Annotated in this window: 12 protein-coding genes and 2 pseudogenes; 8 read left to right on the forward strand and 6 right to left on the reverse strand. The window is 66.5% G+C overall.

The window, feature by feature from the left end:
* Positions 1–223: 223 nt before the first annotated feature.
* The 4 genes from G1H11_RS21535 to G1H11_RS21550 are packed head-to-tail and all read right to left on the reverse strand — an operon-like array spanning position 224 to position 3,837.
* On the reverse strand, positions 224–1,000 hold the full coding sequence (locus G1H11_RS21535) for a creatininase family protein (RefSeq protein WP_163820675.1): 777 nt from the start codon (positions 998–1,000) through the stop codon (positions 224–226).
* Positions 981–1,961 (reverse strand): DUF4432 family protein, encoded by a 981-nt coding sequence (locus G1H11_RS21540; protein ID WP_163820676.1) that lies wholly within the window; start codon positions 1,959–1,961, stop codon positions 981–983. Before G1H11_RS21540 ends, G1H11_RS21535 begins: the two co-directional genes overlap by 20 nt.
* On the reverse strand, positions 1,958–2,692 hold the full coding sequence (locus tag G1H11_RS21545; protein WP_163820677.1) for an NAD-dependent epimerase/dehydratase family protein: 735 nt from the start codon (positions 2,690–2,692) through the stop codon (positions 1,958–1,960). The genes G1H11_RS21540 and G1H11_RS21545 overlap by 4 nt, the downstream gene beginning before the upstream one ends.
* Positions 2,693–2,742: 50 nt before the next feature.
* The gene (locus G1H11_RS21550; protein WP_163820678.1) at positions 2,743–3,837 is read right to left on the reverse strand and encodes a lactonase family protein; all 1,095 of its coding nucleotides are present in this window, start codon (positions 3,835–3,837) and stop codon (positions 2,743–2,745) included.
* A gap of 129 nt (positions 3,838–3,966) precedes the next feature.
* On the opposite strand from G1H11_RS21550, the gene G1H11_RS21555 reads away from it, so the two are divergent.
* From G1H11_RS21555 to G1H11_RS21580, 6 genes and pseudogenes are all read left to right on the forward strand, one after another.
* Complete coding sequence (locus G1H11_RS21555; RefSeq protein ID WP_163820679.1) at positions 3,967–5,241, forward strand: aspartate aminotransferase family protein; 1,275 nt, start codon at positions 3,967–3,969, stop codon at positions 5,239–5,241.
* 26 nt (positions 5,242–5,267) lie between these two features.
* Positions 5,268–6,185: an SMP-30/gluconolactonase/LRE family protein gene (locus tag G1H11_RS21560; protein ID WP_163820680.1), complete on the forward strand. Its 918-nt coding sequence runs from the start codon at positions 5,268–5,270 to the stop codon at positions 6,183–6,185.
* 68 nt (positions 6,186–6,253) lie between these two features.
* Positions 6,254–6,721 (forward strand): RidA family protein, encoded by a 468-nt coding sequence (locus tag G1H11_RS21565; protein ID WP_163820681.1) that lies wholly within the window; start codon positions 6,254–6,256, stop codon positions 6,719–6,721.
* A gap of 86 nt (positions 6,722–6,807) precedes the next feature.
* A pseudogene (locus tag G1H11_RS27510) lies at positions 6,808–7,152 on the forward strand (M81 family metallopeptidase); the annotation flags it as partial.
* A 107-nt stretch (positions 7,153–7,259) separates the two neighbouring features.
* Positions 7,260–7,565, forward strand: a pseudogene (locus G1H11_RS25350) (MlrC C-terminal domain-containing protein); the annotation flags it as partial.
* A 308-nt stretch (positions 7,566–7,873) separates the two neighbouring features.
* Complete coding sequence (locus G1H11_RS21580; protein WP_163820683.1) at positions 7,874–8,308, forward strand: hypothetical protein; 435 nt, start codon at positions 7,874–7,876, stop codon at positions 8,306–8,308.
* Between the two features lie 8 nt (positions 8,309–8,316).
* Here G1H11_RS21580 and G1H11_RS21585 read toward each other — a convergent pair whose 3' ends face one another.
* Complete coding sequence (locus G1H11_RS21585) at positions 8,317–8,901, reverse strand: helix-turn-helix domain-containing protein (RefSeq protein ID WP_163820684.1); 585 nt, start codon at positions 8,899–8,901, stop codon at positions 8,317–8,319.
* 74 nt (positions 8,902–8,975) lie between these two features.
* Here G1H11_RS21585 and G1H11_RS21590 point away from each other — a divergent pair, with 74 nt between their 5' ends.
* Positions 8,976–9,977 carry an NAD(P)/FAD-dependent oxidoreductase gene (locus G1H11_RS21590; protein WP_216844007.1) on the forward strand — a complete coding sequence of 334 codons (1,002 nt, stop codon included), beginning with the start codon at positions 8,976–8,978 and terminating at the stop codon, positions 9,975–9,977.
* On the opposite strand, the gene G1H11_RS21595 is transcribed toward G1H11_RS21590, so the two are convergent.
* A complete protein-coding gene (locus G1H11_RS21595; RefSeq protein ID WP_163820685.1) occupies positions 9,923–10,738 on the reverse strand; it encodes a TIGR03619 family F420-dependent LLM class oxidoreductase in 816 nt (271 codons plus the stop codon). The genes G1H11_RS21590 and G1H11_RS21595 overlap by 55 nt on opposite strands.
* 81 nt (positions 10,739–10,819) lie before the next feature.
* On the opposite strand from G1H11_RS21595, the gene G1H11_RS21600 reads away from it, so the two are divergent.
* A complete protein-coding gene (locus tag G1H11_RS21600; protein ID WP_216844009.1) occupies positions 10,820–11,218 on the forward strand; it encodes a type II toxin-antitoxin system VapC family toxin in 399 nt (132 codons plus the stop codon).
* Positions 11,219–11,224: the final 6 nt, after the last annotated feature.

Genomic DNA, 11,224 nt, shown 5'->3' on the forward strand with positions numbered 1-11,224 from the left:
CGGAACTCACTATCGGGAAACCTCCAAGGTGCCCGGTAGCGGGCATTGCGGCCGTCCGGTACGCGCGCTGCCAGAATCATGGCACCACTCAGGTCCTAGGTCAAGAGTTTGCTTATGTTGCGGCAAGGGTTTCTGCGCTGGACATCACACGTCGGCAGGCACGGGCTATCCTCGCTGACCGATGCGAGCGACAGGTCGCATCGGGCGAGCCTGTCCGATGAGATTACGCAGTGACCTGGCTGGACCGATGGAAATCGACGATGAAGCGGGCCACGGCATCGCTGATGTTCTCCAGAGCCTTCTCACCGGTATCAGCGTTGGCCCGGCTGGAGTCGTCGGTCCGACCGTCGCTGAGCTGCCAGATGCCAGGCTGGCGTATCACGGCTTCGCGCGCTCCGAGGCGTACCAGCGGCTGAACCGATTCCTCGGCCGGAGGGAACTGGTCGGAGCGGACTCGATCCGGATGGAGAGCTAACAAGCACGAGGTTTCGAACCCGCCCGCATGCCCGGGCACCGGGCCGACATCCAGGTTCATGTCGCGCAGGGCATCTGCCGCACAGGTCCAGTACGAGGTGCCTGCGACATGCATGTCGAGACCGTTCTCGACGACGAGCCGGTCACCTACGGCGCGGACGGCCGCGTCATTGCCGCCATGCCCGTTGATGAAGATCAGCCGCCTGAACCCGGACGCGTGCAGGCTGGTGCCGATGTCCGTGAGCACCTGAAGGTAGGTGAGCATGCCGATGCTGACGGTCCCGCCGAATGGCAGGTGGTGATGAGCGAATCCGAACGGCAAGGTCGGTGCGACGACCACCGGGACGTCGAGCGCCGCCTGGGTGGCCGCGCGTTCTGCTATGTCGGTGACGATCGCGGAGTCCGCGCAGACGGGCAGGTGCGGGCCGTGCTGCTCGGTGGAGCCGAGGGGCACCAACACCGTGGCCCGCGGCGCGAGCCGGGCCAGCTCGTCGCGCGTCAGGTGATCAAGTCTCGCGGTGGTCATGCGCCTCAGCTTTCGTTGGTAGCGATGTGTGGTGGAGCCTGACGCGAAGCCACGCGTCACGGGTGGCCCCGGGTTGCAGAACGGGGGCGGCTCCGGTGGCGGCGGCCTCGGCCAGGGTGGGAACAGCACTGGCTTGTGGTTCTAATGCGCAGGCAACGAGCTCGGGCTTACCGGGGGTGGCGCGGTTGGTGGCCCAGATCCACAGGGCCGGGAACGCCTGACCGTCCCAAGTGACGGTGACTCCCGCCCCGAGATCTTCGGACCACACGTCGTACCAGTACTCCGGCAGGGCGTCGGCGAAGAGCATGGCGGCGAACGGCTGGGCTGGAAACCGGGTCAGGTCGACGGTGCCGCCACCACGGGCAGGAAGCGCGTCGAGGCGGCCCCGAGCGCCGGGCGCGTAAGGGCTGCTCGGTCGGTCGACGCCATCGCGGGCGAACACCTCGGTATCAGGCAGGCTGATGCGGGACGCGGCTGCCATGAACGCTTCACCGAAGGTGATGTGGTGTCCCCACAGGTAGGGGAGCGGGCGATCGGAGACATTGGTGATGGTCTCGCTGACGTGCACGATGGTGTCTTCGAAGCGCAGCCGGATGGTCTTGGTGACGTCAAAGGGCAAATCCTGACTCCGGGTGCGGAAGGCGACCTCGACGGTCTCGGGCGTGGCGGTCTGGACTTCGTATTGCCAGGGTTGGTGCTGGATGTCACCGTGCTTGGACATCTGATGCCCGTCGAGGGAGCAGGCGTTGCCGGCGTTGGGGAACAGCTCGTACCAGCCGCCCACGGTGTAGTGGCGTGGGCCTTTCGGGTCCTGGTAGAGCAGGTTGGTTCCGCTACGCAGGTCGGTGAACTCATAGATGTGGGTGCCGTAGTCCGCGTTGATCGCGACGCGGATCTCGGCGGACTCCAGAATCAGGCAGCGGTCGCCGTCGACGCGCGCTTCGCGGAGTGTGGCGCTCACCCAGACCCCACTTCCTGGGTTCGGTCGGCCCGTGGTTCCCAGCCCAGCACGTCCAGGGTGCGGTCCCAGGAGACGTAGCGCTGCTCGCGATCGCCGCAGACAACGAGTGCTTCAAAGCCGCGCACCGGGCGCTCCAAAGCGGCGACGAACGCGGATGCCACATCGCTGCCGGCGGTCCGGATCTCGGGCATTGGGCCGTCGTAGGCCGCGTACTCCTCGTCCGGTAGCGGTCCACATAGCCGCAGTGAGACGACGTCGATGCCGTGCTCGCGTACGGCTGCCTCGCATACCTGCTCGCCGAGTCGTTTGGTCAGGCCGTAGGCGTCGGTGGCGTCTGGCGCGCGCTCGTCCAGTTCGTGACCGTGGTCGAGGTAGGAATGAAAGATCGATAGTGAGCTTGCGTATACGACTCGGTGCGCGCCGGCCGCGACTGCTGCCTGAATGGAGAGGTAGAGACCTTTCACGTTGACGTCGAAGTGGCTTTCTGCCCAACCGCCGGTAGAACCCCACCCGTCCTGGCGACCCATGGCCACATAGACCAGAGCGTCCTGATCTTTTGCCGCACGATGCAGGGAGCTGATGTCGGTGACGTTGACGGCGACTGACTCGGCGGCGCCTGGGATCAGTTGTCCCTCGTGCAGATCCGCGCCCCGCACAGAATGCCGTTTGCCCAGCTCACCGACGATCATCGCGCCCACGCGGCCGGCTGCACCGATGACGAGAATCTTCACGCTGAATGCTCACTTTCCTTCGGACTTGATGACGGCGTGTCGGCCCGGCGTCATATCAGGCCGTCACGCGTACTGGCTACTTCGGAACGACCCGCCGGCAGGGCCTGCGGGCTGGGCACGCCGATCGGGAGGATGCAGACAGGGCACGGTACGTCGATCGACGTGTCCGTGATCTGTGGAACGCCGCTACGTGGATCCACGTAGAAGACGCTGAGCGTGCTGGAGCGTTGGTTCACGACATAGAGGTGATCGTCGTGGATGGTTGCATCCCATGGGTAATCTCCGCCGGAATCCACGGTCGCGATCAACGAGAGGTCAGGTCCGTCGACGGTGAACGTGGCGACGGTGTTCGGCCCACGGTTGAGGACGTAACAAAACCTACCGTCTGGGGAGAACCGGATGGCCGAGGGGTAGCAGGGGCCGGCGCCGACGGTCGCGTGCGAAAGCACTGTGGTGAGAACCGTAGGCGGCGACGTGTTGAGGTCCAGGACGGTAACGGTGGAGCCGAGTTCGCCGACGACGTACGCGTAGTCGCCGTGGACGGCGAGGTGGCGTGGTCCCGTGCCCAGCGGCAGCGTGACAAGGTCGGCTTCGTCGAGGTGGCCGGTAGAGGTGTCGAGGCGGTAGCGATAGATCGTGTCCGTGCCGAGGTCGACGGCGAGAAAGTGCCCGCGTCCAGGCCGGTCGGAAGGGTCAGCGGTGATCATGTGCGGGTGTGAGCCGCCTTGTCGCCGGCCGCGGGTCCCCACGCCGGGATGCTGGATGACATCGCTGGCGTCGCCCAGGGTCCCGTCGTCGTTGATGGTATGCACGGCGATGGTGCCGCTGGCGTAGTTGGTGGTGAGCAGGTGCCGACCACGGGGATCCACACTGAGATGGCACGCCACCCCGCCGCCGGTGTGGCGGGTAGGTCCGAGCTGGGTCAGCACGGCGCCCCGCACCATCCAAGCGCTGACCTGTCCGTCCGCCGTGGCATGCGCCGCATAGAGGACCGCCTGATCGGCGGACGTTGCGAAGTACATGGGATTGGTCGCGCTCCCGGCGGTGGAGCCGGCGACTCGTGTGCGCGGACCGTCGAGGTCGACGACGGTGATCCCGCGCGCGGGATCGTCTTGGCTGGCCATGGTGCCGATGTACGCGTACATGGGTGGCCTCCGGGGCTCCGGACGCGCGCGGCGGCGGTCAACGCTGCGCGAACGACGTGCTGTAGCGTAATCTACATTACTCGGTAGGACTTAGGTCCTAGCAGCGCCGGATATGAGGAGGCAAATGTGATGTCGGTGCGGGTGCGGGATCGGTCGGCCGAGTTGGGGGCACGGGCTGTTGGTATCACTCCGGGTGGTGTGCATTCGAATGTGCGTTTGGCGGGGCCGGGGGTGTTCTTTGAGCGGGGTGAGGGCGCGTGGTTGTTTGATGCGGACGGCAACGATTACGTCGACTACCTCCTCGGTCAGGGCCCCAACTTCTTGGGGCACGCCCCTGCGGTGGTGAACAACGCGGTGGCGGGGGCGGCACGGCGGGGGTCGGTGTTCGGGGCACAGCATTCGCTGGAGAACGAGGCCGGTGAGTTGTTCCTGGATTCGGTCGGCTGGGCGGAGCGGGTCCGGTTCGGCGTGACCGGGACGGAGGTTGATCAGGCGGCGTTGCGGCTGGCGCGGGCGGCCACGGGCCGGTCGAAGTTCGTCCGGTTCGAGGGCACGTATCACGGCTGGTTGGACAACATGCTCGTCACGACGGTGGACGGGGTGACCGGGCCGGCGAGTGCGGGGCAGTTGGCACATCATCTGGATGACACGTATTTCTTGCCGTATAACGACATCGCGGCGTTGTCGGCGACGCTGGCCGAGCGTGATGATGTGGCGGCGGTGATTGCGGAGCCGGTGATGTGCAACAGCGGCGCGATCGTGCCCCGTGATGGGTATCTGCAGCAGGTGCGGCAGTTGTGTGACCGTCATGGCGTGGTGCTGATCTTCGACGAAGTCATCACGGGGTTCCGGCTCGCGTTGGGTGGTGCGGCCGAGCGGTTCGGTGTGACGCCTGATCTGGGGGTGTATGGCAAGGCGATGGCTGGGGGGTGGCCGGTGGCGGCGCTGGCGGGCAAAGCCGAGCTGATGGATATGTTCGCCGGCGGTGTGAATCATTCGGGGACGTTCAACTCGTCGGTTCCAGCGTGCGCGGCGGTGACGGCGGCGTTGACGGCGCTGCGGGAGGATCCGCCGTACAAGCGGGTCGAGGACCATGGCGCGAAGCTGATGGCCGGTATCCGTGAGCTGGGAGCCTCTCATGGGGTGCCGGTGCGGGTGCAGGGGTTGCCGATGGCATTTCACGTCTCGTTCGGTGACCCAGACCAGGTCTGGGACTACGCGGGCATGGCCCGCCTCGACCAGGTCCGCTACGCACGCTTCGCCGAGGTGCTGGTGGATCACGGCGTGTGGGTCGCCCCAAGGGGGATCTGGTATGTCTCGGCCGCGCATAGTGAGCGTGAGCTCGAGGTGGTGCTGCAGCGGTTCGAGGCCGCGCTCGGTGACTTCGTGGCGGGCGGCACGTGATGGACCATACGGTACGTGCGGGCTTTGTGGCTGCTGTGCTGGTCGAGGAGGCGGTGGGGCCGCGGACCTGGCTGGGGGAGAGCCCGCGCTGGGACGGTGTGGCGTGGTGGTGGGTGGATGCGTCGGTGGGAGACGTGTGGACCCGTACACTCGGGGAGGACGCGGTTTGCGTGTGGCGCACTGGGCGGCGGACGTCTTTGGTGCAGCCGGAGGCGTCCGGCGGGGTGGTGGTGGCGGTCGGGCAGGAACTGTATGTGCTCGGCCGGCGCGATGACGGGGCGTGGGGGCAGGGCCGGCGGTGGTGTGGGCTCGGGCTGGGTGATGGCTGGCTGGTCAACGATGGGGTCGCGGACTCGCGGGGCCGGTTGTGGATCGGGTCGATCGCGCCGGATCGCCGCCCGCTGGACGGTGGGTTGTTGCGGGTCGAGCCGGACGGCACCGTGGGGCAGGCGGCGTCGGGGTTCACGTTGACGAACGGGATGGCGTTCAGCGCGGATGAGCAGTACCTGTTCCATGTGGACACCTTCGAGCGCGCCATCTGGGCGCACCGAGTCGATCTCGATATCGGTGAGGTGTTCGGGCGGGAGGCGTTCGTGGATTTCACCGCCGACGATGGGATGCCGGACGGTCTGGCGATCGATGCCGATGGTGGGGTGTGGGTGGCGATGTACGGCTCGGGCGAGGCCCGCCGCTACACCCCCACCGGGAGCCTCGACTTCGTCGTGGTGGTGGATCCGGCGCAGTGCACCAGCATCGCCCTGGGCGGCCCGGACTCCCGCGATGTGTTGATCACCACGGCGCGAGAGGGCTACGGCGAAGAACGCAGCACTGCCGAGCCGCTGGCCGGACGGCTATACCAAGCCCGCAGCCCGTACCCTGGCCTGGCCACGGCCACCGTCGCGGTTCAGAAGGACGTGGCCGTCGAGAAGAAGCGGCGCATGTGAACGGTTGGCGTTGAGATCGTCGGTTGTTGTCGGTTGGTGAAGGATCCATCGAGTGAAGAGTGAGGAACATGATGAGCACAGCTGAGGATCGTCTTGCTGAGGCGTTGGCGGTGGCTCCGGCACCGGTGGGTGCCAAGGCGTTGATCGACCCGGTGGTGGTGGCTGACGGGGTGGCGTATGTATCGGGTCAGGTCGCCTTCGTCGGTGCGGAGGGGCCGCTGCTGGGTAAGGTCGGCGCGGGTGTCACGGTGGAGCGGGCCGCCGAGGAGGCGGGTAAGGCGGTGGCGAACGGGCTGTACCGGCTGATCGAGGCCGTCGGTTCGTTGGACGCGGTGGAGCGGGTGCTCAAGTTGACGGTCTTCGTCAACGCCGTCGATGACCTGATCGAGCAGCCGGAGGTGGCCAATGGTGCTAGCCGGGTGCTGCTCGAGGTGCTGGGGGATCGGGGCCGGCACGCCCGTTCCGCCGTGGGCGTGGCGAGTCTGCCCCTGGGCGTTCCGGTGGAGGTCGAGCTGGTCGTGAAGGTGCGGTCCTGATGAGGCTGGCCACGCTCGGCTTCAGCCACGAGGCGAACACGTTCGCTCCGGCGAAGGCGACGTTGGCGGCGTGACAGGCCGCGGGCATTGTTGAGGGTGAGGCGATCCGGGTCGAGTACGCGACGTCGGAATCGATTCTGGCCGGGTTCTTCGCCTACGAGGCGGAGCAGTCCGACGTCGAGGTGGTGCCGTTGGTGTTCAGCTGGATCACACCTACTGGGGCCAGCACTACCGAGGCGTTCGAGCACCTGACGGATCGCATGATCGGCGCGCTCGAAAAGCATGGTCCGTTCGATGGGGTGTCGGTCAGCGTGGTCGAAGGTTTCCCCTACGCCGACATCGCCGAGATGGGTCTGAGCGTCGTCGTGGTCACCGACGATGATGCCGGCCTCGCGGAGGACGTCGCAGGGACGATCGTTGAGGCGGCGTGGGGGATGCGCGAGGAGATGATCGGTGACGCGCCGAGTGTCGACGACGCGCTGCGTGCGGCGGCTGCTGAACCGGAGGGGCCGGTGGTGGTGCTGCCACCCACGGCGGTGCCCGGTTCTTCGACCTCGGCGCCTCAGCCGGGGTCCGCACCGACGACGGTTTCCTGCTGGCCGTCCACGCCCGGCCCACCGGTACGTCGAGTCAGGTCCAGTTCCGTATGGTCGGCATTGAACCCACGACGGTCGCGATTATCGCGGCCAAAGGCGTGCACTCGCCGCGGGCGGCATTCGAACCGATCGCCACCAAGCTGATCTGGGCCAACACCCCCGGCGCCACCAGCGCCGACCTCTTCACCCTCACCTACCGGCATCGCCGCAGCCCCATGTTTCCATTCGAAACTGAAGCAAGCAGGTGATCTCACCGAGTCGAGCTAATCACGTCAACGACGCGCAGGCGATGTGCGGAACCGGTGGAGTGCAGGTCAGCTCGTCTGTGTTGCCGGCCATGTCGAGTAGCCCGTATGCGCTATCGACCGGTCGAGTACGGCGCAGTATCTACGGACGAGACGGTTATGCGCTGGTGCGAGGAGTGCCGAAGCGAGCGTCCGCCACGGCGCGAGGTCTCATTGAGGTTGCTTCGGTTGGTCGTGGAAGGCGGATCTGCGGTCCGTAGAATGTTGGGCGCCAACGAGCGGCGCATTCGGTATGCCGGAATAGGGAGATCATGTCTGACGGAACGCACGAGCTTGACCAGGCGAACAAGCCGCGAGTGGCACGCGGCGTGACTATGGGAGCCTGTGCCGCCACGCTGGTGATCGGCATGGCCGCTGGATTGCTCGCCGGATCCCTCGTGTTCGGAGACGATGCGCCCGCGTCCGCAGATTCGGCGGACGTCGCAGCGGCTCATGTCGACGTCGCCTGTGGCATCGCCCTCCGGGTCAACGAGACGCACACCAGCGCGGACGACTTCGGTGGCCTGCGGGATGATCCGGTGTTCTGGGAGGTTCCCGCACTCGGCTATCTGATGAGCGCGGCTGCCATTCACGACGCTCAATATGAACGGTTCGCGGCCGCCGGAGAGGCGACCATTGGCAACATACAGCGAATGAATCTCGACGAGTTCGTTTCGGCTGCGGTCGAGCAGTGTGAACAGGATTGACCGCAGTGTCAGCTGCGTTTTGGCTTGGCGCGGACGTGCATGCGTTCGCCTTGTGGTCCGAAGAGGCTGAGGAATTCGACGGCGTTGTCGTCTGCTCGGCCGAACCAGTGCGGTGTTCTGGTGTCGAATTCGGCGGCTTCGCCGGCTGGTAGCACAAGGTCGTGTTCTCCGAGCACGAGCCGGAGCCGTCCGCTGAGGACGTACATCCATTCGTAGCCTTCGTGGACCTGGGGTGTGGGTTCGGATCGTTTCGTTCCGGCGGGGATGATGTGCTTGAACGCCTGCAGGCCGCCTGCGCCGCGGCTGAGCGGGAGGATCGTCATCCCGTACGCGGTGAAGGGCCGAATGTGAATGCGCGGGTCGCCAGTTGCGGGCGCGCCGACCAGCTCGTCGAGCGGGACCCCGTGTGCGCGGGCGAGGGGGAGCAGGAGCTCGAGGTTGGGGCGGCGCTGGCCGGACTCCAACCGGGAGAGGGTGCTGACGGAGATCCCGGTGCGTTCGGACAGGTCGGCAAGCGTGGTTCCCTGCTTGGCGCGTAGCGCTCGCAGCCGGGGGCCGACGGTGCTGATCACATCTTCGGTGGCGTCATCCATAGGCCCAGTTTGCCACTTCGGCAAGAGAGTTTGTCATCGGCAGCGTACGGGCGGAACATTGCACCATGATGACAATGAAGATCGATAGCAACTACGACGTCGTGATCATCGGTGGGGGAGCGGCCGGCCTGAGCGGCGCGGTGGTATTGGGGCGGTCTCGTCGTTCGGTCCTGGTGGTCGACGCGGGCGAGCCGCGCAACGCTCCCGCGGAAGGCGTGCACGCGTTCCTGACGCGAGACGGCGTGAGCCCGGCCGAACTGCTGCGCATCGGCCGGAAGGAGGCGGAGTCTTACGGGGCAGTGATCGTGAACGGCTCGGTGACGGCTACGGCACGCACCGAGGACGGGTTCTCGGTCACCCTGGACGACGACACCGTGGTGGGTGCCCGCCGGCTGCTGCTCACCAGCGGACTCGTCGACGAGCTGCCCGACGTGCCGGGACTGCGGGAACGGTGGGGCAAGGATGTGGTGCACTGCCCGTACTGCCACGGGTGGGAGAACCGGGACAAGGTGATCGGAGTGCTCGGCACCGGCCCGATGGCGGTGCACCAGGTGATGATGTTCCGGCAGCTGAGCCCGAAGGTCACGCTGTTCGTGCACACCATGCCGGAGCTGTCGGACGAGGATCGGGAGAAGCTGGCAGCGCGTGGTGTCGGCGTTATCGACTCTCCGGTGACGGCGGTGGAGTCCACCGGCGACGCGCTCACGGGCGTCGTCACGGAAGACGGGACCACCCACGCGGTGCAGACCCTGGCCGTGGCGCCCGGGTTCCGCCCACGGTCGGACATGATGGCCGGCCTCGGCCTCGACACGGTGCCGCATCCCATGGGCATCGGCACGGTGGTGGAGACGGACCCGAGAGGACTGACCTCCGTACCCGGCGTGTGGGCCGCGGGCAATGTCACCGACCCGATGGCGCAGGTGATCAAGGCGTCTGCCGACGCCGTACGGGCGGCAGCGGTGATCAACGCGGACCTGATCGAGGACGAGGTCAACGCCGATCTCGCGCGATACCGGTCCGGTCAACGGCCGGTCAACGCATCGGCAAGAGCCTCCATCCGCTTGAAAGTTCCCTGATACTCGCCGAAGTGGACAGCCACCTGGGCCGCTCCAGCGTCCCGGTACGCGATCACGTCATCGGCGACGCGCTCGACCGGCGTGGTCCCGTCCCAGCCGATCCGCAATGCAGGCACGATGTCGCGGTCGGCCGCGAGCTCAGCCAGCCTCCGCGCCCGTTCCGCGAAGGCGCGGGGGCTGGCGGGGAGACCCTGCCAGATGTCGCCGTACCGTGCGGCGCGGCGCAATGCGGCGTCGCTGTTGCCGCCGACCATGATCGGCACTCCGCCGTCCGGGATCGGCGCGAACACTCCATGCTCGTAGGAGAACCGTCGGCCCTGGTAGGGCGCCGTACCGCCGGAGAACAAGTGGCGCAGCAGCTCAAGTATGTCGTCGGTGATCGCGCCCCGGTGCCGGTAGTCGGCTCCGAGTGCGTCGAACTCCTGCTCGTTCCAGCCCACCCCGAGGCCGAGGGTCACGCGTCCCGCGGATAGTCGGTGCAGGGTCGCGATCTGCTTGGCGAGTACGAAAGGATCGCGGAGCGGCGCGACGAGCACCGAAGTGCCCAATTGCAGGCGTTCGGTGACGGCCGCCAGATGTCCGATGGTTACCAGCGGCTCGTAGACACCGCCGAAGGTGGCGCCGTACTCGCCCGGGGGCAGCACGTGGTCCGGTAACCATGCGGCCGAGTACCCCAGTTCCTCGGCCGCCCGCGCCAGATCGACGAGCGTATCCACGGGCATCGACGGCGACTCATCGGGTAAAACCACGTGAAGCTCCATGGCTGAGCTGAACCTTGAGTTCCGTAGGCCTATTCCCCAGGGCAAGTTGCACTCTGCGGGTCGTTTTGGATGCTTTGGCGAGTGACCGCGCTCGTCGTCGACAACTCGGTTCTCGTCTACGTTCTCACCAACGCGCAATCCAACGACGTGTTACGCCAACGGCTATCAGCACCGCGTGTGCTGAGCGCGCCCCATCTCGTCGACTATGAGTTCGCTAACGCGTTGCGGGGTTTGGTCCAGGCCGGGAAACTGGTACCAGAACACGCGGATGATGCGAGGTTGGATTTCGCCGATCTGCAGATCCAGCGCTATCCCGGGGCCGTCACCGCTGAACGCGCGTGGGAACTCCGCCACAAGTTCGCCGCCTACGACGCCGCCTACATCGCACTGGCAGAGTTACTCGACTGCCCGCTGTTGACCGGCGATCGAAAGCTCATCGGGGCGCATCGCGCCAACGTGGAGCTCTACCCCAGCTCGTGACTTCGT

It is taken from the genome of Phytoactinopolyspora alkaliphila (assembly GCF_010550695.1).
In the GTDB taxonomy this organism is placed as follows: domain Bacteria; phylum Actinomycetota; class Actinomycetes; order Jiangellales; family Jiangellaceae; genus Phytoactinopolyspora; species Phytoactinopolyspora alkaliphila.